Source organism: Streptomyces sp. NPDC001222, from assembly GCF_042896945.1.
In the GTDB taxonomy this organism is placed as follows: domain Bacteria; phylum Actinomycetota; class Actinomycetes; order Streptomycetales; family Streptomycetaceae; genus Streptomyces; species Streptomyces gibsoniae.
In genome coordinates, this window is sequence record NZ_JBIAXT010000012.1 from 109,667 (window position 1) to 133,730 (window position 24,064).

The following is a 24,064-nucleotide window of genomic DNA, read 5'->3' on the forward strand; positions in this document are numbered from 1 at the left end:
AATCGTGGAGAACCTGATTGCGCTGCTGATCGCGGCGCCCCTGCTCGGAGCGGCCGTCCTGCTGTGCGGCGGCCGGAGGCTGGACGCGGTCGGCCACTGGATCGGCACGGTGCTCGCCGCCCTCTCCTTCGTGTTCGGCGCCCTCCTCTTCGCCGACATGCTGGGGAAGGCGGCCGACCACCGGACCGTGACGCAGCATCTGTTCAGCTGGATCCCGGTGGCCGGCTTCCAGGCCGACGTCACCTTCCGGCTCGACCAGCTGTCGATGACGTTCGTCCTGCTGATCACCGGTGTCGGCTCGCTCATCCATCTGTACTCGGTCGGGTACATGGAGCACGACGAGCGCCGGCGCCGCTTCTTCGGCTATCTGAACCTGTTCCTCGCGGCGATGCTGCTGCTCGTCCTCGCCGACAACTACCTGCTGCTGTACGTCGGCTGGGAGGGCGTCGGTCTCGCCTCCTATCTGCTGATCGGCTTCTGGCAGCACAAGCCCAGCGCGGCGACCGCGGCGAAGAAGGCCTTCCTCGTCAACCGCGTCGGCGACATGGGCCTGTCGATCGCGATCATGCTGATGTTCACGACGTTCGGGACCTTCGCCTTCGGGCCGGTCTTCGCGGACGTGCACGGGGCCAGCGAGGGCAAGCTCACCGCCGTCGGCCTGATGCTGCTGCTCGCCGCCTGCGGCAAGTCCGCCCAGGTGCCGCTGCAGTCCTGGCTCGGCGACGCGATGGAGGGCCCGACCCCGGTCTCGGCCCTGATCCACGCCGCGACCATGGTGACCGCGGGCGTGTACCTGATCGTCCGCTCCGGCGCGATCTTCAACGCCGCGCCGGACGCGCAACTGGTCGTCACCGTGGTCGGCGCCGTCACGCTCCTCTTCGGTGCGATCGTCGGTTGCGCGAAGGACGACATCAAGAAGGCGCTGGCCGGGTCGACCATGTCGCAGATCGGCTACATGGTGCTCGCCGCCGGCCTCGGCCCCGTCGGCTATGTCTTCGCGATCATGCACCTGGTGACGCACGGCTTCTTCAAGGCCGGGCTGTTCCTCGGTGCGGGCTCGGTCATGCACGGCATGAACGACGAGGTCGACATGCGCAGGTACGGCGGCCTCAGAACCTACATGCCGGTCACGTTCGTCACCTTCGGCCTCGGCTACCTCGCCATCATCGGCTTCCCGGGCCTGTCCGGCTTCTTCTCCAAGGACAAGATCATCGAGGCGGCCTTCGCCAAGGGCGGCTCCGAGGGCTGGATCCTCGGCGGCGCGGCCCTGCTGGGCGCGGCCATCACGGCGTACTACATGACCCGCGTGATGATCATGACCTTCTTCGGTGAGAAGCGCTGGCAGCCCGACGAGCACGGCAACGAGCCGCACCCGCACGAGTCGCCCAAGGTCATGACGATCCCGATGATCGTGCTGGCCGTCGGGTCGGTGTTCGCGGGTGGCCTCTTCTCCATCGGCGACCGCTTCCTGCACTGGCTGGAGCCCGTAACCGGACACTCGGAGGGCCACTCGCCGGTCAGCGCCCTGACGGTGACCGCCGCCACCCTCGTGCTGCTGCTCGTGGGCGTCGGCATCGCCTACGTCCAGTACGGCCGCCGTCCGGTCCCGGCCGTCGCCCCGCGCGGGTCGCTGCTCACCCGGGCCGCCCGGCGCGATCTGCTTCAGGACGACTTCAACCATGTCGTCCTCGTCCGCGGCGGAGAGCACCTCACCCGCTCCCTGGTGTACGTGGACCACACCCTGGTCGACGGCGTCGTCAACGGCACGGCCGCCTCGGTCGGCGGCCTGTCCGGCAGGCTCCGCCGATTCCAGAACGGCTACGCGCGCTCGTACGCGGTCTCGATGTTCGGCGGTGCGGCGGTGCTCGTCGCCCTGACCCTGCTGATGAGGGCGGTCTGATAGCGATGTCCTTTCCCCTGCTGACAGCGACGGCGGTGCTCCCGGCCGTGGGGGCGATCGCCACGGCAGCGGTCCCCGCCGCCCGGCGCACCACCGCGAAGTGGCTGGCGCTGGTCGTCTCACTCGCCACGCTGGCGCTCGCCGCGGTGATCGGGTTCCGCTTCGAGCCGGGCGGCGCCCGCTACCAGTTCACCGAATCGCACGCCTGGATCAAGGACTTCGGGGTGCGGTACGAACTGGGCGTGGACGGCATCGCGGTGGCGCTGATCGCGCTGACCGCGCTGCTGATCCCGTTCGTGATCCTCGCGGGCTGGCACGACGCCGACCCTTCCCCAAGCTCTCAACTTCGTTCGAGCAGGGGAGGCCCCAAGGAGACCGGCCCCTATCACTGGCGGCCGACGCAGGGCTTCTTCGCCCTGATCCTGGCCGTCGAGGCGATGGTGATCCTCTCCTTCGAGGCCACCGACGTCTTCCTCTTCTACATCTTCTTCGAAGCCATGCTCATCCCGATGTACTTCCTCATCGGCGGCTTCGGGGACCACGCCCACGAGCACGGCGAGCAGACGGCGTCCACGCAGCGCTCGTACGCCGCCGTGAAGTTCCTCCTCTACAACCTCGTCGGCGGCCTGATCATGCTGGCCGCGGTGATCGGCCTGTATGTGCAGGCGGGGAACTTCTCGCTCCCGGAGATCGTGCAGGCCCGGGCCAACGGCTCGCTGCACATGGCGACCAGCACCGAACGCTGGCTGTTCCTCGGCTTCTTCTTCGCCTTCGCGGTGAAGGCGCCGCTGTGGCCGCTGCACACCTGGCTGCCCAACGCCATGGGGGAGGCCACCGCCCCGGTCGCCGTCCTGATCACGGCGGTCGTCGACAAGGTCGGCACGTTCGCGATGCTCCGCTTCTGCCTCCAGCTGTTCCCGGAGGCGAGCAGGTGGGCCACGCCCGTGATCCTCGTCCTGGCGGTCATCAGCATCATCTACGGGGCGCTGCTCGCGGTCGGCCAGCGGGACATCAAACGGCTGGTGGCGTACGCCTCGATCTCGCACTTCGGCTTCATCGTCCTGGGCATCTTCGCGATGACCAGCCAGGGCCAGTCCGGCGCGACGCTCTACATGGTGAACCACGGGATCTCGACCGCCGCCCTGATGCTGGTGGCGGGCTTCCTGATCTCGCGCCGCGGCTCGCGTCTGATCGCGGACTACGGCGGCGTCCAGAAGGTCGCTCCGGTGCTCGCCGGCACCTTCCTGATCGGCGGTCTGGCCACGCTGTCCCTGCCGGGACTCGCGCCCTTCGTGAGTGAGTTCCTGGTCCTGGTCGGCACGTTCACACGCCATCCGGCGATCGGGATCATCGCCACCTTCGGCATCGTCCTCGCCGCGCTCTACACCCTGGTCCTCTACCAGCGGACGATGACGGGCCCGGTGAAGCCGGAGGTCGCCGCGATGCCGGATCTGCGGGTGCGGGAGCTGCTCGTCGTCGCCCCGCTGATCGTTCTGCTGATCTTCCTGGGCGTCTATCCGAAGCCCGTCGCCGACATCGTGAACCCGGCGGTCAAACAGACCATGTCCGACGTACACCAGACCGATCCCAAGCCTGCGGTGGAGGCGGCCAAGTGAGCACCGTAGCCGTCCACAGCCTGTGGACAACCGCGGCCGAACCGATCTCGAAGATCCCTGCGCCGAAGATCGAGTACGGGCAATTGTCGCCCACCTTGATCGTCATCGGCGCGGCGCTCATCGGAGTGCTGATCGAGGCGTTCGTCCCGCGCCGATCCCGCTACTACGCACAGGTGTTCGTCTCTGTCGTCGCGCTCGCCGCCGCGTTCGCTGCGGTCGTGGCGCTCGCGGCCGACGGCTACGGCACCACCAAGGCGCACATCGCGGCGATGGGAGCCATCGCGGTCGACGGACCGTCCCTGTTCCTGCAGGGCACGATCCTGCTGGCCGGCCTGCTCGGCGTGTTCACCTTCGCCGAGCGGCGCCTGGACCCCGCCGCGCACGGCAACCGGGTCGACTCGTTCGCCGCGCAGGCCGCGTCCGTACCGGGCAGCGAGGGCGAGAAGGCCGCCGTGAAGGCCGGCTTCACGACCACCGAGGCCTTCCCGCTGCTGCTGTTCGCGGTCGGCGGCATGCTCGTCTTCCCCTCGGCCAACGATCTGCTGACCCTCTTCGTGGCCCTGGAAGTCTTCTCCCTTCCGCTGTACCTGCTGTGCGCCCTGGCCCGCCGCAAGCGGCTCATGTCGCTGGAGGCCGCGGTCAAGTACTTCCTGCTCGGCGCGTTCGCCTCCGCGTTCACCCTGTTCGGCATCGCACTGCTGTACGGGTACGCGGGCTCGGTGTCGTACGCGACCATCGCCCACGTCGTCGACGGCACGGTCACGAACGTCGACCCCGCGCTCGCGAACACCATGGGCAACGACGCGCTCCTGCTGGTCGGCGCCGCGCTGATCGCGATGGGCCTGCTGTTCAAGGTGGCCGCGGTGCCGTTCCACATGTGGACACCGGACGTGTACCAGGGCGCGCCGACCCCCGTGACCGGCTTCATGGCGGCCGCGACGAAGGTGGCGGCGTTCGGTGCGCTGCTGCGGCTGCTGTACGTCGTCCTGCCCGGTATGCGCTGGGACTGGCGGCCGGTGATGTGGGCGGTCGCGATCGTCACCATGCTGGGCGGCGCGATCGTCGCGATCACCCAGACCGACATCAAGCGGCTGCTGGCGTACTCGTCGATCGCGCACGCGGGGTTCATCCTCGCGGGTGTCATCGCGACGACCCCCGACGGTGTCTCCTCGGTCCTCTTCTACCTGGCCGCGTACTCGTTCGTGACGATCGGCGCCTTCGCCGTCGTGACGCTGGTCCGCGACGCGGGCGGCGAGGCGACGCACCTGTCCAACTGGGCGGGGCTCGGGCGCAGGTCGCCGCTGGTGGCGGCCGTGTTCGCGGTGTTCCTGCTGGCCTTCGCGGGCATCCCGCTGACCTCCGGCTTCGCCGGGAAGTTCGCCGTGTTCAAGGCGGCCGCGGAGGGCGGCGCGATCCCGCTGGTCGTGATCGGTGTGATCTCGTCGGCGGTCGCGGCGTTCTTCTACATCCGCGTGATCGTCCTGATGTTCTTCAGCGAACCGCGTCCCGAGGGCCCGACGGTCGCCGTCCCCTCGCCGCTGACCATGACGGCGATCGGGGTGGGCGTGGCGGTCACGCTGGTGCTGGGTGTGGCGCCCCAGTACTTCCTGGACCTGGCGAGCCAGGCGGGCATCTTCGTGCGCTGAGAAGTCCCGCCGCACGCGACGGCCCGGTGCCCGCTCGGGGGGTGCCGGGCCGTTCTGCGCGCGGTCCTGGCGGGCGTACCTCATGGGCTTGGTCTCACGATCGCGGGAGAGGGAGTCCTCGGAGACGACCTCGATGGCCAGGGCGACGGCGGAGTGTCGCCGGTCGATTCGGATCATCCGTGCGGAAACGGGCAGGCCTCCCGCGTACATGTGAACGACTGTCGTGTCCTTGAACCCGGACGGAGAGGGGAGCCTGTGGATAACTCCGGGGCTGTCGGCACGGCCCCCTATCGTGGATGGCGTGGTCGAGGGACGACACACGGGGGACGGGCGATGGACGGGACGGCTGTGATGACGGAGGCGGGCGTGATGCCGGCGCCGAGTGACGGCAGCGAGGCGCGGGCCACGCTGCACCGGATCTTCGGATACGAGAGCTTCCGCGGCGAACAGGAAGCGATCATCGAGCATGTGGTGGCCGGAGGCGACGCCGTGGTCCTCATGCCGACCGGCGGCGGCAAGTCGCTGTGCTACCAGATCCCGGCCCTGGTCAGACCCGGCACCGGCGTGGTGGTCTCACCGCTGATCGCACTGATGCAGGACCAGGTGGACGCGCTGCGGGCGCTCGGTGTGCGGGCCGGGTTCGTCAACTCCACGCAGGACCTCGACGAGCGGCGCGTGGTGGAGGCGGAGTTCCTGGCCGGCGAGCTGGACCTGCTCTACCTGGCCCCGGAGCGGCTGCGCCTGGAGTCCACCCTCGACCTGCTCTCGCGCGGCAAGATCTCGGTGTTCGCCATCGACGAGGCGCACTGTGTGTCCCAGTGGGGCCACGACTTCCGCCCCGACTATCTGTCCCTGTCCCTGCTCGGCGAGCGCTGGCCGGACGTCCCCCGGATCGCGCTCACGGCGACGGCGACGCACGCCACGCACCAGGAGATCACCCAGCGGCTGAACATGCCGTCGGCCCGCCACTTCGTCGCGAGCTTCGACCGGCCCAACATCCAGTACCGCATCGTCCCGAAGGCCGACCCCAAGAAGCAGCTGCTGTCGTTCCTGCGCGAGGAGCACCCGGGCGAGGCGGGCATCGTCTACTGCCTCTCACGCAATTCGGTGGAGAAGACGGCGGAGTTCCTGACCCGCAACGGCATCGACGCGGTGCCCTACCACGCGGGCCTGGACGCGGGCGTGCGAGCGGCGAACCAGTCCCGGTTCCTGCGCGAGGACGGCCTGGTCGTGGTCGCGACCATCGCGTTCGGGATGGGCATCGACAAGCCGGATGTGCGGTTCGTCGCGCACCTGGACCTGCCGAAGTCGGTCGAGGGCTACTACCAGGAGACCGGCCGGGCGGGCCGCGACGGCCTGCCGTCCACGGCCTGGATGGCGTACGGACTGAACGACGTCATACAGCAGCGCAAGCTCATCCAGTCCGGAGAGGGCGACGAGGTCTTCCGCCGCCGGGCCCAGGCGCACCTGGACGCGATGCTGGCGCTGTGCGAGACCGCCCGGTGCCGCCGTGGCCAGCTGCTGGCCTACTTCGGCCAGAACCCGGACGCGGGGGACGGCTGCGGCAACTGCGACACGTGTCTGACACCGCCGGAGACCTGGGACGGGACGGTCGCGGCGCAGAAGGTGCTGTCCACGGTCTGGCGGCTGGACCGGGAGCGGCGGCAGAAGTTCGGCGCGGTGCAGATCGTGGACATCCTGCTGGGGCGGCGCACGGCCAAGGTCATCCAGTTCGACCACGACCAGCTGTCCGTCTTCGGCATCGGCGAGGAGCTGACCGAGGGCGAATGGCGGGGTGTCGTCCGGCAGTTGCTGGCCCAGGGCCTGCTGGCGGTCGAGGGCGAGTACGGGACGCTGGTGCTGACGGAGCCGAGCGGGTCGGTGCTGCGGCGGGAGCGCGAGGTGCCCCTGCGCAAGGAGCCCGCGCGACCCGCGGCCGCCCGTTCCTCGTCGCCGAAGAGCGAACGCAGGCCGAAGGCCGCCGCCGAGCTGTCGCCGGAACTGCTGCCCGTCTTCGAGGCGTTGCGCTCCTGGCGCGCGGCCCAGGCGAAGGAACAGGGCGTCCCGGCATACGTGATCTTTCATGACGCGACGCTCCGGGAGATCGCCGCCGTCCGCCCCACGACGGTGGCGGAGCTGGGGACCATCGGCGGGGTCGGCGAGAAGAAGCTGGCGACCTACGGCGAGGGAGTGCTCGGAGTGCTCGCATCGCTGGACGGGCCGGCCGCGGGCGGCGCGGCCCCGACGGCGGAGGCGGCCCGGGCGAGCGAGGGGACACCGGCCGACGACTGGCCGGACGCGGAGCCCGATCTCGAGCCGCAGCCCGAACCCGACGACTGGATGTGAGCGAGGGGACGAGCTGCGGGTCGGAACGGGCTGCGGGTCGGGACGGCTGTCCGCGCCTTTGAGCTGAGGTTGGGCCAGGTGCTGGCTGGCTGCGTCTCCTGCGGGCCGTGGCGGACGCCTGATCCGTCCCCGGGGGCCGTGAGGGGCGCACGACCGGGGACGGGAGCCGTCGGCGCGGGTGCTCGCGCTTCCGCGCCGACGGCCCCTGAGCCCCTGAGAGGGGTGTCGTGCGGGCCGGGGGCAAGAGGTACGGCTCAAGGCGGTGTGGGGGCGGGGGAGAGGGGGAGGGAGGGGGCGGGGGAGGGCCCCCCGGGTGGCTCAGGTGCCGGGTACCACCCGGCCCGTGACCTCCCCCAGCCCCACCCGGGTCCCGTGCGGTCCCGGAGCCCAGGCGGTCAGGGTGACCACGTCCCCGTCCTCCAGGAACGCTCGTTTGCCGTCCGGGAGTTCGAGCGGATCGCGCCCGTTCCAGGTCAGTTCGAGCAGAGAGCCGCGCTCGTGCTCGGTCGCGCCGCTCACGGTGCCCGAGCCGTAGAGGTCGCCCGTCCGCAGCGACGCCCCGTTCACCGTCATGTGCGCCAGTTGCTGGGCGGCCGTCCAGTACATGGTCGAGAACGGCGGCTCGGAGACCACATGGCCGTTGATCGCGACGGAGATGCGCAGGTCGTAGCCGCCGGGTTCGTCGTGCGCGTCGTCCAGGTACGGCAGCAGCGGGTGCGTGCGCCCGGGGGGCGCCACCCGGGCGTCCTCCAGGGCGTCCAGAGGGGTGATCCAGGCAGAGACGGACGTGGCGAACGACTTGCCGAGGAAGGGGCCGAGCGGCACGTACTCCCAGGCCTGGATGTCCCGCGCCGACCAGTCGTTGAGGAGGCAGAGCCCGAACACATGGTCGCGGAAGGCCGACAGCGGGACCGGTCGGCCGAGCTGCGACGGTACGCCCACCACGAATCCCACCTCCGCCTCGATGTCCAGGCGGACCGAGGGGCCGAAGACCGGTTCCGGGTCGGTGGGTGCCTTGCGCTGTCCCTGGGGGCGTACGACGTCCGTGCCGGACACCACGACGGTTCCCGCCCGGCCGTGGTAGCCGATCGGCAGGTGCTTCCAGTTGGGGGTCAGGGAGTCCGCCGCGTCCGGGCGGAAGATTTGGCCGACGTTGCGGGCGTGGTTCTCGGAGGCGTAGAAGTCGACGTAGTCCGCGACCTCGAAGGGCAGATGCAGGTTCACCTCGGAGAGCGGGAGCAGCAGGGGCTCGATGGCCTCCCGGTGCGCGGGCACCGTCACCCACGCCGTCAGCGCCCGGCGCACGTCCGACCAGGCGGTGCGGCCGGCGGCCAGCAGGGGGCCCAGCGAGGGCCCGGACAACAGGGGGGCGTACGGGGAGCCGAGCGCCTCGGCGGCGGCTCCCGCGTCGAGCACGTGGTCGCCCAGACGGACGCCGACCCTCCGCTCGGCGGAGCCGACCGACGAGAACACGCCGTAGGGGAGGTTGTGCGGACCGAAGGGGTCGCCCTCGGGGACGTCGAAGGGGGGCATGGGATGCTGCCTCGCTTTCGTGCACGTCAGGTGTGTCGTGCCTTGGGGGTGCGTTCCATGTGGTCGTCGCACACGTTACGGGTGAGTTCGCTGCCTTGGGCAGGGTCTAAAGAGTTCGCAATGTCCGAATAGGCCTTGTCGGAGCGTCCAATTCCGGCTTAGCGTCCTTTGGGGACACGGACGGGGTGGGTCCGGTCCGTAGGGGGGACACGTGGGGGGACCCGTGGCCAGGAGCACCGGCGCGCCGTTCGACGCGGACCGTGAGGTGCCCGGGCTCATCGTGAAATTCGGCGACTATCCACTGCACCACGGCGGCGTGGGTGCCATCCGCAGCCTGGGCCGGCTGGGTATACCGATGTACGCCATCACCGAGGACCGTTACACGCCGGCCGCGGTCTCTCGCTATCTGCGGCGCGCCTTCGTGTGGCCGACCACCGGGACGGAGGAACCGGAGCAGCTCGTGGAGGGCCTGCTGGGCATCGGGCGTCGTATCGGACGGCCGACCGTGCTCATTCCCACCGACGAGGAGGCCGCCGTCCTGATCGCCGAGCATCAGGACGTGCTCGGCGGCCCCTTCCTCTTCCCGAAAGTGGATGCCAAACTTCCGCGTCGCCTCGCCAGCAAGCAGGGCCTGCACGAGCTGTGCGTGGAACACGGCATCCCGAGCCCGCAGGCGGCCTTCCCGCAGTCGTACGACGACATCGTGCGGTTCGCCGAGAAGGCCCGCTTCCCGCTCGTGGCCAAGAACCGTGAGGCGTTCGTGCGCCGCGAGCGGCCCGCCGTGAACGGGACCACCAGGATCGCCACTCCTGAGGGGCTGCTCACGCTGGCCCGCGAGTGGGGCGAGCGCCCGGGCGTGATCCTCCAGGAGTATCTGCCGCGGGAGGAGGCCGAGGACTGGATCGTGCACGCGTACTTCGGCCAGGACTCCGCCCCGCTCGCCCTGTTCACCGGTGTCAAGGTCCGCTCCTGGCCGCCGCACGCGGGTATGACGGCGAACGCCTACGTCGTCGACAACCCGGAACTCGCCGACCTCGCGGCACGTTTCATCAAGCAGATCGGCTTCACCGGCATCGTCGATCTGGATCTGCGCTTCGACCGCCGCGACGGCCGTTACAAACTGCTCGACTTCAACCCACGCATGGGCGCCCAGTTCCGCCTCTTCGAGAACGAGGCGGGGGTGGACGTCGTCCGCGCCATGCACCTCGACCTGACCGGCCGTACGGTCCCGGAGGGGGAACAGCGCGCCGGCCACCGGTACGTCGTGGAGAACATCGACCTGGCGGCCCTGCTGGCCTACCGGCGCAGCGGCTACACCACGCCGCACGCGCCGGCCCGCGCCAGCGGCACGGAGCTGGCCTGGTTCGCGGGTGACGACCCGCGGCCGTTCTTCACGATGCTCGCACGCTTCGTACGGCCGGGCGCGAAGCACCTGTATCAGCTGTGGCGGACCAACCGCCGCGGTTCCACCACCGGTACGCGATAGCGCGTACGAATCACCGCACCAGCACGCCCTGGTGCGTACGGCTCCACCACGAAGTAGGCATGTTGCGTCCTGGGGAGGGACTTCGTGATTCAACCGGTAGCAGTCATCGGTGCCGGGCCGTTCGGCCTGTCCACCGCCGCCCATCTGAGGGCGCGCGGTATCCCGGTACGCGTCTTCGGTGAGCCCATGGTGAGCTGGCGCGACCACATGCCCGAGGGCATGCTCCTGAAGTCGACCCCGGTCGCCTCGAACATCGACGCCCCTCAGAGCGGCCACACCCTGGTCGACTACTGCGACGCGGCAGGCATACCCCGGCTGGTGACCGACGAGGACATCATCCCGGTCGAGGCGTTCATCGCCTACGGCGAGTGGTTCCAGGAGCAACTGGTGCCCGAGCTGGAGCGGGTCAGGGTCGTCTCCGTGGACCGTCGCCCGGGCGGCGGTTTCGACCTGAAGCTGGACTCGGGCGAGCAGTTCGCGGCGCGGGCGGTCGTGGCGGCCACCGGCCTGTCGGGCCTCGCCCACCTCCCGCCGGAACTGGCCGCCGCCGCGGTGGACGGCCCCACCCCCACGGGACCGGTCTCCCACAGCTCCCAGCACCATGACCTGACCCGGTTCTCCGGCAAGGAGCTGGTGGTCATCGGCGCGGGGCAGTCCGCCCTGGAGACGGCCGCGCTCGCGGCGGAGGCGGGCGCCCGGGTGCGGGTTGTCTCACGGGGCGAGGGCAGGGTGGCCTTCGGCGCGCCCCCCTGGGAGCAGCCGAGGTTCCGTCCCGAATCGCCGTTCGGGCGTGCCTGGTCCCTGTGGGCGTTGAGCTACTACCCGCAGCCCTACCGGTTCCTCCCGGACCAGACCCGTCACTACCTGGTGCGCCGGGTCCTCGGCCCGCTCGGCGCGTGGTGGCTGCGCGACCGCTTCCAGAGCAGGGTGCAGGTGCGTGAGGTCGCCAGGGTGGTCGGCGCCTCCGCGCCGGACGGCAGCCCGGTTCTGACGATCCGGACGCACGCGGGACGTACGGAGGAACTCACCGCGGACCATGTGATCGCCGCCACCGGCTACCGCGTGGACATCGCGGCGATGGACTTCCTGGGCCACGAGCTGCGCACGCAACTGGCGGTGAGCCGGGGCACGCCGAGGCTCGGCGCGGGCTATGTGTCCTCCGTGCCGGGCCTGTACTTCACCGGCCTGCCCGCGGCGGCCTCGTACGGCCCGGTGATGCGCTTCGTGTGCGGCACGGAGTTCGCCTCTCCCCGGCTGGCGAAACACTTGGCGGCGGCGCACGGCTGAGGGCGCGGGGCGGGGCCGACCGGGGATCGACGGACGACGGGCTGGGGTGTGGCATCGCCACGCCCCAGCCCGTCGGTGGGGTGAGTCCGTCCGTCGGAGGCCGGCCGGTTCGTCGATCTCGGTCGGTCGGACGGCCGCCGGCTGCTCTCCGCCCGGAGCGCAGCGGCGGGTCCTCTCCGGCCCGACCGGCCCAGGCCGCCGTCGGCCGGGTCCCTGGCGAGCAGCGCGCGCGAACGCGCCATCGTCTGCCGCCACAGCGCCTCCAGCTCCTCGGGGGAGTCCTGCGCGGGAGACGTACTCCTGCGCTGCCGCTCAAGGGCCCACCAGGGTGTCGGTCTCGTCGCCCGCGACCGGCGGTTCCAGGAGCACCGGTTCGTCATACCCGCCGTTCCGCGTCGTGCGGCCGTACGCACCCCGGGAGGCCGTTCGTGCGCTGGGGCGCCGGCTGTTGGACGCGGGCGCCTGAGCGCCCGATGCGTGCACCGGCCGCGCGCGGTGCTGCCGCGCGCCGGGTGGGCCCTTGGTGCGGCCCCGGGGCCGAAGGGCAGGGCCGGTACCGGGACGGGGCGTGCCGGGGCAGAGCGTGGTCGTGTTCCGGACAGCGCCGGGCAACTCCGGTTCCGTGTTGCGGGAGTTCGGTGGGCACGGGAGACCGGACGTCGTCCGGTTCGCGGCGAGTCGCCGGGGCGTTCCATCCGTATTCTCTGATCATGGCCGCACCACTCGCATATTCACTCATCGCCACTGACCTGGACGGAACGCTGTTGCGTCACGACGACACGCTCTCCGACCGGTCAAGGGCCGCGCTGGCGCGGGCCTCCGCGGCAGGCGCGCAGCACCTGGTCGTGACAGGGCGCCCGGCGCCCAGGGTGCGGCCGCTGCTCGACGACCTCGGCAGCACGGGGCTCGCGGTGTGCGGGCAGGGCGCGCAGGTCTACGACGCCGGCACGAACCGGCTGTTGTTCTCCGTCACCCTGGAACGGGAGTTGGCCGAGACCGCACTCGGCAAGATCGAGGCCGAGGTGGGGCAGGTGTACGCGGCCGTGGACCAGGACGGGGTGGACGGGCTCACGCTCATCGAACCCGGCTATCGGATGCCGCATCCCACCCTGCCCGCGGTACGGGTCGAGCGGCGCGACGACCTGTGGTGCGAGCCGATCAGCAAGGTGCTGCTGCGCCATCACGCCCTGTCGGACGACGAGTTGGCGACGGCGGCCCGCGCGGCGGTGGGCTCTTTGGCGACGGTCACCATGTCCGGGCCGGGCACCGTCGAGCTTCAGCCGTGCGGTATCACCAAGGCGACGGGGCTCGCGCTGGCCGCCGGCCATCTGGGGCTGGGTCCGTCGGAGACCATCGCCTTCGGTGACATGCCCAATGACATCCCGATGTTCGACTGGGCCGCGCACGGGGTGGCGATGGCCAACGCCCACCCCGAACTCAAGGCCGTGGCGGACGAGATCACCACGTCGAACGAGGACGACGGCATCGCCGTCGTCCTCGAACGAGTCCTCGCCGGTCACCGGCCGCCGGCCGACAGCGCCGGCCGGGGGTCCGCCGGCTGTCACCAGGCCTACTGATCGGCTGCCGGGCCCACCGGTCGGTTGTCAGGTTCCTACCGGTAGGCGACCGACAGGCCTCCTAGTACGCGCTGTTGACGTTGTCGATCGAGCCGTACCGGTGGGCGGCGTAGTTGCACGCGGCTGTGATGTTGGCCACCGGGTCGTAGGGATCGAACGACGTGCCGGGCACGTGGTAGGCGGCGAAGGTCGGGTCGATGATCTGGAGCAGGCCCTTGGAGGGGATCCCCTTACGGGCGTTGGAGTCCCAGAGGTTGATGGCTCTCGGGTTGCCGGACGACTCGCGCATCACGTTGCGGTAGATGCCGTTGTACGTGCCGGGGATGCCGTGCCGGGCCATGACGTCCAGCGACTGACGGATCCAGCTGTCGAGGGTGGTGCCGCGGGTCTTCACGACGGTGACGGAGGTGACGTTCCCCGGCTTGCCGGGCGCGGCGGAAGCGCTGGTCGCTCCCATGACCGGCAGGGCGAGAAGGGCGGCACCCGTCCCCGCGATTGCGAGGGCACGGGTGAGACGGGTGGCCTGGGAGCCACGGTCCCGACGGCGTGCGGGCAGTGCGAAAGCGGACATGTCGCGTTCCTCTCCTGCGCCTGCGAGGTGAGCTGTCGGGTTCGGGCGGGGAGGTGCCCGGCTGTGTTCTCGATGCCGAGGCCACGGCTTCACCCCTAGCCGTTCCGGTGTGGTAGCCGGACCGGCGGCTTACCTGGGTCCCCCGCTCCTGCCGTCATGGGTCGAAGGGCTTCCGGGCGGTGGCAGGATTCGGCGTTCCGCTCGGATCGAGGGGAAGGTATGCGATAGCACATGTCGGGAACAAGCCTGCAAGTCACAGTCCTTCCGAATTGACCATGAAATGGGGGAATAAGGTCCGTGATCCAGATTGTTGAGCTGGGTTCAAGTTGCCATTAGCAAAGCCGGAGTTGGCGACACGCCCGCGACGACGCGCATGTCGAGCACGTGAGCTATTTCACTGCCGCTTCCGCGGTTGCCATCGGCATTTCATTACATAAGCGTTTAATTCGGACAAAGCGGCCACGCTTCATATGGTCCGGCTCGAGTTCGCCGGGCGGGCCGGGATCGCTTGTGCGGCCTGGACTTCCCTGCCGGCAAGGGGAGTTCTCCGGGTTCGCCCCGCCGGGCGGAACGAGTCTCCGGTCGGCGCGTGCGGCGTGCACGGGCGGGCAGGCGTAGTGGAGTTGCAGGGAGTGCGGGGGAGTCGCAGGGGCATTCGGTGGCCGAAAAGGGGCGCCCGGAAGGTGGGGCGGTGATGTGCGGAGAGAGCGGAGAGGTGTCCGGCGCCCGCGAGCCCGGGGGGTAAATGGGGTGATTCATGCCGTAAAAGGTGCTTTTCAGTTATGTCAGAGAATGTCTGTTCGTATCAGATGATCAAGAACATACCGTTCGTGATCCGATACCGCCCGGCCTGGAACAGTGGGCGCTCGTGGTGATCGAAACGTGACCGGATACGCTGACTTGAGTGATGGCGGCGACAGATCGACAAACTTGATAAGTCACGTCGACGAACGGCGTCATCGACCAAGTGACCGTCCTTGAGACCGACCGTGTGAGCGTCAGCAGACGTCAGCAGACAGGAGACCCCACGTGACCGTCGTCGGGCCGTTCGGGCTGAGCGTGCGGGACCAGGCTCTGGAAGCCGATGTCCAGGCCGGATTGGCGGCTGTCGAGGAAGGGCTGCTCGAGGCCACCAAGAGTGAGGTGCCCTTCATCACGGGGGCCGCGCAGCACTTGGTGCGTGCGGGTGGGAAGCGGTTCCGGCCGCTGCTCGTGATGCTCGCGGCGCAGTTCGGCGACCCGTACGCGCCCGGGATCGTGCCCTCGGCCGTGGTCGTGGAACTGACCCACCTCGCCACCCTCTACCACGACGATGTGATGGACGAGGCCGAGGTGCGGCGCGGGGTGGACAGCGCGAACACCCGCTGGGGCAACTCGGTCGCGGTCCTCACGGGTGACTTCCTGTTCGCGCGGGCGTCGCACATCCTGGCCGATCTCGGTCCGGAGGCGGTCCGGATCCAGGCGGAGGCGTTCGAACGCCTGGTCACCGGCCAGATCCTGGAGACGGCGGGCCCGCGGGACGGCCGTGACCCCGTGGAGCACTATCTGGACGTCCTCGGCGGCAAGACCGGCTCGCTCGTGGCGGTGGCGTGCCGCTTCGGGGCGATGATGTCGGGCGCCGACGAGACGGTCGTGGACGTGCTCACGCAGTACGGCGAGCGGCTGGGCGTGGCGTTCCAGCTGGCCGACGACGTCCTCGACATCGCCTCGGACTCGCACGAGTCCGGGAAGACGCCCGGCACGGACCTGCGCGAGGGCATCCCCACCCTCCCGGTGCTGCGTCTGCGTGAGCGCGCGGAGCGTATGGGGCTGGCGGAGGACATCGCCCTGTGCGAGCTGCTGGACTCCGACCTCACGGACGACGCCCGGCACGCCGAGGCCCTCGCCCGGCTGCGCGCTCACCCGGCCCTGGAGCAGGCGCGCCGCGACACGGTCCGCTATGTGGAGGACGCTCGCTCGGGTCTGGCCCCACTGCCGGAGTGCGGTGCGAAGGCGGCCCTGATGGAACTGTGCGACGCGGTGGTGCACCGGGCGGGCTGACACCGCTCGCGCATCACCCTCGCAGGGGGACCCGCGGGTCCACTCGTCGTGGGAACCGTATGACCTGGGCCCCGGGATCGGCTCGGATCCGGGCCGAGATCGGCGCCGTGTCCGTAGCGGTACCCGAAGCCGCCCGGGTGGCGTCCTTCCCGTAGAACCCCTACGGGTCGGAGCAGGTCCCGTCTCCCCGATGTCATACCCCAGGATTACGCGGAGTTGAGCCCGCGGGCTGACGCTTCTGCCGTGCCGATTTGGTCAGATGGGGGACACCACCTCAAAGGAGTTCGGGTGAGAATGGCGGCACAGGGGTGGACCAGGGCACGGATGGTAGGCCGCCGCCGACGACGGAGGTAAGGCACACATGGCACCGTACGAATCCGACGGCAGCACGCCCGCCGGCGAGGCCGAGGACGTACGCGACGGGCGGCGCACCGCCGCACGGTACGTCGTCCCGGTCGCGGTGGTGGGAGTGGCGGCCGCGACCATCGGGCTCGTCCCGGCGTTCGCCGGATCCGGCGACCCGGATCTGCCGAAGATCAGCGCCCAGCAGCTCATCGAGAAGATCGCCAAGTCGGACGTCCAGCAGCTGTCCGGCACGGTGAAGATCAGCACGGACCTGGGCCTGCCCAACCTGGGCGGCCTGGAGAGCAGCCTCGCCTCGGGCGCGCTCTCCCAGGGCGCGGGCGGCAAGAGCGGCTCGGCCGCGGACCCGAGCGCCAAGCTCCTGGAGCTGGCCTCCGGCACGCACACCGTGCGCGTCGCCGCCGACGGCGAGGACAAGCAGAAGATCTCCCTCATGGAGAAGGCCGCCGAGTACAGCGTCATCCGCAACGGCGACCAGATGTGGACGTACGACAGCGCGTCCAACGAGGCGTTCCACGCGACCGGCGCCGGCGACCACAAGGGTGCGAAGGCGGCGCCCGAGGACATGCCGGCCACGCCGAAGGACATGGCCGAGGAGGCCCTCAAGGCCGCCGACAAGACCACGTCGGTGACGGTCGACGGCACCGCGCAGGTCGCGGGCCGGGACGCGTACAAGCTGCTCATCCGGCCCAAGCAGTCGGGTACGACGGTCGGTGCCATCAGCATCGCGGTCGACGCGAAGACGGGTCTGCCGCTGAAGTTCACCCTGACCCCGGCATCGGGCGGCGCGGCCGTCGTCGACGCGGGCTTCACCGAGGTGTCGTTCAGCAGGCCGGCCGCGTCGACGTTCACCTTCACGCCGCCCAAGGGCACCAAGGTCACCCAGGGTGACGACTTGAAGGACGAGGGCAAGGCGCGGGCCCACGGCACCGAGAAGTCGGCGCACGGCGACTGGAAGGCGGCGCCTGGCTCCGAGAAGGCGGTACCGGGCACCGGGCCGAGGACCATCGGCGAGGGCTGGAACTCGATCTACGTCCTCGACTCGGGCAGCAAGGGCGGCGTGCCCTCGGGCACCTCGTCCAAGGGCGGCGCGTCCAAGGACGGCGCGTTCGCCGGTTTCCTGGGCTCCCTGGGCGACCACGTCAAGGGCAAGTTCGGTTCGGGCACGGTCTTCTCGACTCGCCTGGTCAACGCCCTGATCACGGACGACGGCAAGGTGTACGCGGGCGCGGTCACCAAGGACGCGCTGGTGAAGGCGGCCGACGCGGGGAAGTAGTCCCCCGCGCGGCTCGGACGGCTGGAGCAGGGGAGCAGGAGAGTCCATGGAGGAACTGCCCGCCGGGGAAGGGGAGCCGCACGGCTCCGGGGCGACGGTGAGCGACCCGGGGGCCCAGCAGGCCCCCGAGGCCGAGGAGGCCCCGGTCATCGCCACCCGTGCCCTCACCAAGCGCTACCACGGCGGGCAGCTCGCCGTTGACGGACTCGATCTGACCGTCCCGGCGGGCAGCGTCTTCGGCTTCCTCGGGCCGAACGGCTCGGGCAAGACCACGACCATCCGCATGCTGATGGGCCTGATCGAGCCCACCTCGGGCACGGCGCGCGTGCTGGGGCAGCCCATGCCCCGCGCCTCGCGCGCCGTGCTCCCGCACGTCGGCGCCCTCATCGAGGGCCCGGCGCTCTACGGCTTCCTCTCCGGCCGCGACAACCTCCTGCGCTACGACTTTGCCGACCCCACCGCCGACCCGCGCACCCGGCGCGCACGGGTCGAGGCCGCGCTGGACCGGGTGGGTCTCTCGGCGGCGGCCGGCAAGAAGGCCAGGGCTTACTCCCTGGGGATGAAGCAGCGCCTGGGACTCGCGGCCGCCCTGCTCCGGCCCCGCCGCCTCCTCGTCCTGGACGAGCCCACCAACGGCCTCGACCCGCAGGGCATGCGGGAGATCCGCTCCCTCGTCAGGGAACTGGCGTCCGAGGGCACGACCGTCTTCCTCTCCTCCCATCTGCTCGACGAGATCGAACAGGTCTGTACGCACGCCGCCGTGATGGCGCAGGGCCGGCTGATCGCGCAGGGCGCGGTGGCGGACCTGGCGGCCGGGGCACGCGGACGTCTCGTCGTCACCACCCCGGACGTGACGGAGGCGGCCCGCGTCCTGAAGGAACAGGGCGTCGCCGACGTGGTCGTGGGGGACGGCCGGGTCACGGCGGACCCCCCGGAGGGCGAACCGGCGGACGTGAACGCCGCACTGGTCACCGCCGGAGTCCGCGTCCGCGGCTTCGGCGTCGAACGCGCCTCACTGGAGGACGCGTTCGTGGCGCTGACGGGAGAGGGATTCGATGTCGCAGGCTGAGTGGACGGGGCCGGACCGGACGCTGGTCGCGCGGGAACGCAACCCGTTGTGGTCTCTCGGACTGCTGCGCAGCGAGCTGGTGACCACCCTGCGGCGCTGGCGTACGCTCGCGCTGCTGGCCGTACTAGCGGCCGTACCGGTCCTGGTCGGGATCGCCGTGAAGGTGGAGACCGGCGACGGTCCCGGTGCCGGCGGACGAGGCGGCGACGGCGGCCCCGCGTTCATCGCGCAGATCACCAACAACGGCCTGTTCCTGGTCTTCACCGCGCTCGCCGTGTCGCTCCCGTTCTTCCTGCCGATGGCGGTCGGCGTCGTCGCCGGCGACGCGATCGCGGGCGAGGCCAACTCCGGCACCCTGCGCTACCTCCTGGTCGCCCCCGCGGGCCGCACCCGCCTCCTCCTCGTCAAGTACGCCACCACGATGGCCTTCTGTCTGCTCGCCACCCTCGTCGTAGCGCTCTCGGCGCTCGCCGTGGGCGCCCTGCTCTTCCCACTGGGCGACCTGACGACGATCTCGGGCACCCGTATCGACTTCGCCGACGGCCTCGGCCGCGCCCTGCTCATCGCGCTGACCGTCGCCGCGTCCCTGACCGGGCTCGCGGCCCTGGGGCTTTTCGTCTCCACCCTCACCGACAGTGGAATCGCGGCCATGGCGACCACGGTCGGCCTGGTGATCACCGTGCAGATCCTCGACCAGATCCCCCAACTGCACGCACTGCAGCCGTACTTCTTCCCGCACTACTGGATGTCCTTCGCGGACCTCATGCGGGACCCGGTCTACTGGGACGATCTGACCCGCAACCTCGGCCTCCAGGCCCTCTACGTGGCGGTCTTCGGCTCGGCGGCGTGGGCGCGCTTCACGTCGAGGGACATCACTTCCTGAGGGCGTGTACCGCGCTCACCCGTTGAGGCTGTCGAAGCCGTCGAGGCCGTCGAGGCCGCAGTCCGCAAGGGGCGGGTCGGATCCTGGGACAGGCCTGTGACGCTGCGGTGACGCCAGAAGGGTATGGCGGCCGCAGACTTCAAGTAGGCCGATCGGACATCGTGGCCGGGCCTGGGTGAGGAGGGGCAGGGATGACGCGTACGGCACTCACGGCACGTGCGACCGGCACGGGACGCCGGGGACGCCGGACGTCGCCCCTCCCGCGTAGGCTTGCCTGCCGTGGGCTCGTCGTCGCGGGCGCCCCCACCGCCGCCCTTTTCTCGACCGGCCGACCCGAGTGAGGGGAACGATGTCGCGACTCAGCCGCGAACCCGAGCGGGAGCGCTCCGCCGTCGTGGTCGCGTCCATGGAGGGAACGGAGTCCGGGATGACGCCGATCGAGGTCCATGTGCCGGTGGGCGCGCGGGACGGGGCTCCCGATGCCGGGACCGGGATCGGGACCGGGGCGACTGTCGGCGGGATGCCGGTGGTCGCGGCACCGGGGGAGTCGGTCCAGCAGGCTGTCCTGAACCATCTCCACCGTCTCGCCCTCACCGCGGGCCACCCTGTCCTCGCGGCCGTCCGGGACGAGCGGATCGGGTACGTGGTGTCGGTCCGGGTCCTGATCGACGGATCGAGCGAGTTCACGGGTGAGCCGAGGCAACTGGACACGCCCGACACGCCCGCTTGCCCAGCCGACGCGGCCACCGCGGTGGACGCTCCGGAGCGCCCCGGAGCCGCCGTCGCGACCTGCATGGTGCAGGCGGTACCCGAGCAGGAGCCGTTGATCACGGCGACGTCAGGACCGGCCCAGGTGTGGCCGAGGGCCGAGGCCGTCGTTCCGGGTACGGTCCAGCCCCCGACCGGAACCTTCGGGCCTCCGACAGGGATCTTCGGCGCCCCGACAGGAACTTCCGGCTCCCCGACAGGAACTTCCGGCTCCCCGGCAGGGACCCTGGGCTCCTCGGCAGGGTCTCTCGGGCTTCCGCCGGTGACCGCTCCCGTGTGGCCGGCGCCCGCGACCGAGCCGGACGATCCGCAGACGCCGGAGCCCGGCTTCGGGTCCGGTCTCCACTCGCACTCCGCGCCCGAGTGGCAGCCCGCCCCCGCCTCCGCCCCGGCCCCGCCGGACGTTCCCCTCACCGGGGACGAGGAGGCGCCCACGGAGCCGCCGGTACGCGAGTTCGACTCCGTCGCCGAGGCCGTGCTCGCGCCCGACGCGGACATGGCCGGACCCCTGGCCGAGCCCCTGGCCCGGATCAACGAGGCCGTGAAGGAGGGCCGGATCACGGAGGCCTCCGAGACGGCCGAGCGGACCTTGGCCGAGGTCTCCGGGACCCTCGGCGCCGACCACCCCGATGTGCTGCGCCTGCGCGAACTCTCCGCCTACGTCGCCTATCTCGCCGACGACCCGCTGCGCTCGTTCCGCCTCTCGCTCGACCTCGCCCGGCTCCGCCGTCGTCAGTGCGACGCGCGCGGCGCATACGGCAATGTGCAGAGCGCGGCGGCCGCCTGGCGTGCCGTCCGTGATCCGCACCAGGGCCTGGACCTCGGCCGCGACCTCATCGAGGTGTGGAGCGAACTCGCCGCCGGACCGGGCCCCGCCGCGCGCGACGTCGGGCAACTGGAGCGTGCCCGCACCCGTATGGGCCGGCTGTCCGAGCGCGCCCGAGCCGCCACCGGCGAAGCACCGGTCGGCGTCCAGTGACCCGAGGGGTCGCGGGCCCTCGGCCCCGCACCCTTGGCCCGCCCGGTGACGTAACTGCCGTCCACGGCACTCGTCCGCCGACGGGACCCGTCCTGAGCCGGGCGGAACCCCGTCCGGCCCCGGGCCCCGGCGGGAACCGGTCGCCCGGACTACGACGTGGCGTCCACCGGATCGGGGCCGGCCGCCACACCGTCCGGGTTCCGCGGCGCGCTCACGGTCGCGGAGACGCTGGGGACGGAGCCCGCCACCACGGAGCGGTCCTTGAGCGCGCGCGCCGCCGCGCGGGCCGTACGCAGCGCGGCCCCGGTCAGCAGCGCCAGCGCGACCCAGACCAGCGCGAAGCCCGCCCATCGCTCGGGCGGCATCGCCTCATGGAAGTAGAAGATGCCCAGCAGGAACTGGAAGACCGGCGCCAAATACTGCAGCAGACCGAGCGTGGACAGCGGCACCCGGATCGCGGCGGCGCCGAAGCAGACGAGGGGAAGCGCGGTGACCACCCCGGTGGCGGCGAGCAGCGTCGCGTGCCCGGCGCCGTGGGAGGCGAACGTCGACCGGCCCTGCGCCGACAGCCACAGCAGATAGACCAGCGCGGGCACGAACTGCACGGCGGTCTCCGCGGCCAGCGACTCGATGCCGCCCAGGCCGATCTTCTTCTTGACCAGCCCGTACGTGGCGAAGGAGAAGGCGAGACACAGGGAGATCCACGGCGGACGGCCGTACCCGATCGTCAGCACGGCCACGGCGGTGAAGCCGACCGCGACCGCCGCCCACTGGACGGGCCGCAGCCGTTCCTTCAGAAGCAGCACGCCCATCGCGATGGTGACGAGCGGGTTGATGAAGTAGCCGAGCGAGGCCTCCACCACATGGCCGCTGTTCACGGCCCATATGTACACGCCCCAGTTGACGGTGATGACCGCCGCCGCGACCGTGATCAACGCCAGTTTGCGGGGCTGCCGCAGCAGTTCGCCCGCCCAGGCCCAGCGCCGCATCACCAGCAGCGCCAGGACGACCAGGGCCAGCGACCACACCATGCGATGGGCGAGGATCTCCATCGCCCCGGCGGGTTTCAGCAGCGGCCAGAAGAGGGGGACGAGCCCCCACATCCCGTACGCCGCGAAGCCGTTCAGCAGACCTGTCCGCCGCTCGCCCGTCGACTTCTCGGCCACGGGCCCTCCTCACTCACGCTCTCGGCTGCTCCTGTGCAGCATCCAAGAAGGTAACGCGAGCACCCCCGCCTGTCATACCCGTATCGCCATACGGTCATGACAGGCGGGGGCTGAGGTGATCAGGAGCCGTCGAGACGGTGTCAGCCCTTGAGTGCGGCCGTGATCGACTCGGCGAACGGAGTGGTCGGGCGGCCGGCCAGCCGGGAGAGGTCGCCGGTGGTGACGGCCAGCTCGCCCTTCTCGATGGCGACGTCCACGCCGGCCAGGATCGCGGCGAGGGGCCCGGGCAGTCCGGCGCCGGTCAGGATGCCGCTGTAGACGTCCAGCGGGACGGCGTTGTAGGCGATCTCCTTGCCGGTCTGCCGGCTCAGCTCGGCGGCGTACTCGGCGAAGCCCCACGCGGTGTCGCCGCTCAGCTCGTAGGTGGCGTTCTCGTGGCCCTCGCCGGTCAGCACCGCGACGGCGGCGGCCGCGTAGTCGGCGCGGGAAGCGGACGCGACCCGGCCCTCACCGGCGGCCTGGACGACCGCACCGTGCTCCAGGACGGGGCCCAGGTTCTCGGTGTAGTTCTCGTGGTACCAGCCGTTGCGCAGCAGCACATACGGCACGCCCGACTCGACGATCAGCTGCTCGGTGGCCCGGTGGTCGTCGGCCAGGGCGGCGGTCAGGCTGCCGGGGGCGCTGGTGTAGGCGAACAGCGCCACTCCGGCGGCCTTGGCGGCTTCGAGGACGACCCGGTGCTGGCCGACCCGGCCCTTGTCGAACTCGTTCCCGGAGATCAGCAGCACCTTGTCGGCGGCCGCGAAGAGGCCGCCGAAGGTCTCGGGAGCGTTGTAGTCGGCGACCGCGATCCGCACACCGCGGTCCGCGAAGTCGGCGACCTTCTCCGGGGTGCGTACGACGGCGGTGATCTGGTCGGCCGGAACCTTCTCCAGCAGTTGCTCCACCACGTGGCGGCCGAGGTGTCCGGTGGCTCCGGTGACGACAATGCTCATGACGGGATCTCCTTGTGGGGTGTGTCTGACACTCACCCTAGAAGGGGCACTAACTTCTGGAAAGTACCCACTTTGAAGTAAGGTACTGGCATGACGGTAAGTGCATCGCGCCCCTCCAGCGCCCCCGCAGCCCGTGCAGACGCCTCGGTGGACCGCGCAGGCGCCCCGGCGGTCCGTGCGACGGACGCCGACGCCGCGCAGTGTCCCTACCGGCTCGTCCTGGAGCACGTCACCAGCCGCTGGGGTGTCCTCGTGCTGATCGAACTGCTCGACCGCCCCTACCGCTTCAGCGAGCTGCGCCGGGCCATCGGCCGGGTCGGCCGCATCAGCGAGAAGATGCTCACCCAGACCCTGCAGACCCTGGAACGGGACGGCCTGGTGCACCGCGACGCCAAGCCGGTGATCCCGCCGAGGGTCGACTACTCCCTGACCGAACTGGGCCGCGAGGCGGCCGACCAGGTGCGTGCGCTGGCGCTGTGGACGGAGCAGCGGATGCCCGAGGTCGAGCGCGCCCGCCACACATACGACGAGGCCCGGACGCGGAGCGCCCAGGCCTCGTAGAA

At 70.7% G+C, this 24,064-nt stretch carries 17 protein-coding genes and 1 riboswitch; of the genes, 13 read left to right on the plus strand and 4 right to left on the minus strand.

Going from position 1 to position 24,064, the window contains the following annotated elements:
• Positions 1-4: 4 nt before the first annotated feature.
• The 4 genes from nuoL to recQ all read left to right on the plus strand — a co-directional run bounded on the left by nuoL (position 5) and on the right by recQ (position 7,508).
• Complete coding sequence (nuoL, locus tag ACFY2Z_RS18520) at positions 5-1,900, plus strand: NADH-quinone oxidoreductase subunit L (RefSeq protein WP_390745207.1); 1,896 nt, start codon at positions 5-7, stop codon at positions 1,898-1,900.
• A gap of 5 nt (positions 1,901-1,905) precedes the next feature.
• Positions 1,906-3,516 carry an NADH-quinone oxidoreductase subunit M gene (locus ACFY2Z_RS18525; protein WP_390745208.1) on the plus strand — a complete coding sequence of 537 codons (1,611 nt, stop codon included), beginning with the start codon at positions 1,906-1,908 and terminating at the stop codon, positions 3,514-3,516.
• Positions 3,513-5,162, plus strand: coding sequence for an NADH-quinone oxidoreductase subunit NuoN (gene nuoN, locus ACFY2Z_RS18530; RefSeq protein WP_390745209.1), 1,650 nt, complete (start codon positions 3,513-3,515; stop codon positions 5,160-5,162). Before ACFY2Z_RS18525 ends, nuoN begins: the two co-directional genes overlap by 4 nt.
• A gap of 333 nt (positions 5,163-5,495) precedes the next feature.
• Complete coding sequence (gene recQ, locus ACFY2Z_RS18535) at positions 5,496-7,508, plus strand: DNA helicase RecQ (protein ID WP_390745210.1); 2,013 nt, start codon at positions 5,496-5,498, stop codon at positions 7,506-7,508.
• Positions 7,509-7,826: 318 nt separating this feature from the next.
• Here recQ and fahA read toward each other — a convergent pair whose 3' ends face one another.
• The gene (gene fahA, locus ACFY2Z_RS18540; RefSeq protein WP_390745211.1) at positions 7,827-9,041 is read right to left on the minus strand and encodes a fumarylacetoacetase; all 1,215 of its coding nucleotides are present in this window, start codon (positions 9,039-9,041) and stop codon (positions 7,827-7,829) included.
• Between the two features lie 223 nt (positions 9,042-9,264).
• Between fahA and ACFY2Z_RS18545 the strand changes: the two genes are divergently transcribed.
• The 3 genes from ACFY2Z_RS18545 to ACFY2Z_RS18555 all read left to right on the plus strand — a co-directional run bounded on the left by ACFY2Z_RS18545 (position 9,265) and on the right by ACFY2Z_RS18555 (position 13,391).
• The gene (locus ACFY2Z_RS18545; RefSeq protein WP_390745212.1) at positions 9,265-10,527 is read left to right on the plus strand and encodes an ATP-grasp domain-containing protein; all 1,263 of its coding nucleotides are present in this window, start codon (positions 9,265-9,267) and stop codon (positions 10,525-10,527) included.
• An 84-nt stretch (positions 10,528-10,611) separates the two neighbouring features.
• Positions 10,612-11,814, plus strand: coding sequence for an FAD-dependent oxidoreductase (locus ACFY2Z_RS18550; protein ID WP_390745213.1), 1,203 nt, complete (start codon positions 10,612-10,614; stop codon positions 11,812-11,814).
• A gap of 710 nt (positions 11,815-12,524) precedes the next feature.
• Positions 12,525-13,391, plus strand: coding sequence for an HAD family hydrolase (locus ACFY2Z_RS18555; protein WP_390745214.1), 867 nt, complete (start codon positions 12,525-12,527; stop codon positions 13,389-13,391).
• Between the two features lie 61 nt (positions 13,392-13,452).
• On the opposite strand, the gene ACFY2Z_RS18560 is transcribed toward ACFY2Z_RS18555, so the two are convergent.
• Positions 13,453-13,962: a transglycosylase SLT domain-containing protein gene (locus ACFY2Z_RS18560; protein WP_390745215.1), complete on the minus strand. Its 510-nt coding sequence runs from the start codon at positions 13,960-13,962 to the stop codon at positions 13,453-13,455.
• 4 nt (positions 13,963-13,966) lie between these two features.
• A riboswitch (cyclic di-AMP (ydaO/yuaA leader) is annotated at positions 13,967-14,167 on the minus strand.
• Between the two features lie 824 nt (positions 14,168-14,991).
• Between ACFY2Z_RS18560 and ACFY2Z_RS18565 the strand changes: the two genes are divergently transcribed.
• The 5 genes from ACFY2Z_RS18565 to ACFY2Z_RS18585 all read left to right on the plus strand — a co-directional run bounded on the left by ACFY2Z_RS18565 (position 14,992) and on the right by ACFY2Z_RS18585 (position 21,340).
• On the plus strand, positions 14,992-16,002 hold the full coding sequence (locus ACFY2Z_RS18565) for a polyprenyl synthetase family protein (RefSeq protein ID WP_311701277.1): 1,011 nt from the start codon (positions 14,992-14,994) through the stop codon (positions 16,000-16,002).
• 361 nt (positions 16,003-16,363) lie between these two features.
• On the plus strand, positions 16,364-17,641 hold the full coding sequence (locus tag ACFY2Z_RS18570; protein WP_390745216.1) for an outer membrane lipoprotein carrier protein LolA: 1,278 nt from the start codon (positions 16,364-16,366) through the stop codon (positions 17,639-17,641).
• A gap of 46 nt (positions 17,642-17,687) precedes the next feature.
• Positions 17,688-18,710, plus strand: coding sequence for an ABC transporter ATP-binding protein (locus ACFY2Z_RS18575; RefSeq protein ID WP_390745217.1), 1,023 nt, complete (start codon positions 17,688-17,690; stop codon positions 18,708-18,710).
• Entirely contained in the window at positions 18,697-19,593 is an 897-nt protein-coding gene (locus tag ACFY2Z_RS18580; RefSeq protein ID WP_390745218.1) for an ABC transporter permease, read from the plus strand. The genes ACFY2Z_RS18575 and ACFY2Z_RS18580 overlap by 14 nt, the downstream gene beginning before the upstream one ends.
• A 349-nt stretch (positions 19,594-19,942) precedes the next feature.
• Positions 19,943-21,340 (plus strand): hypothetical protein, encoded by a 1,398-nt coding sequence (locus tag ACFY2Z_RS18585; protein ID WP_390745219.1) that lies wholly within the window; start codon positions 19,943-19,945, stop codon positions 21,338-21,340.
• Positions 21,341-21,489: 149 nt separating this feature from the next.
• On the opposite strand, the gene rarD is transcribed toward ACFY2Z_RS18585, so the two are convergent.
• Positions 21,490-22,443, minus strand: a complete 954-nt coding sequence (rarD, locus tag ACFY2Z_RS18590) for an EamA family transporter RarD (protein ID WP_390745278.1) — start codon at positions 22,441-22,443, stop codon at positions 21,490-21,492.
• 203 nt (positions 22,444-22,646) lie between these two features.
• Entirely contained in the window at positions 22,647-23,501 is an 855-nt protein-coding gene (locus ACFY2Z_RS18595; protein ID WP_390745220.1) for an SDR family oxidoreductase, read from the minus strand.
• A gap of 90 nt (positions 23,502-23,591) precedes the next feature.
• On the opposite strand from ACFY2Z_RS18595, the gene ACFY2Z_RS18600 reads away from it, so the two are divergent.
• Positions 23,592-24,062 (plus strand): winged helix-turn-helix transcriptional regulator, encoded by a 471-nt coding sequence (locus ACFY2Z_RS18600; protein WP_390745221.1) that lies wholly within the window; start codon positions 23,592-23,594, stop codon positions 24,060-24,062.
• Positions 24,063-24,064 lie beyond the last annotated feature (2 nt).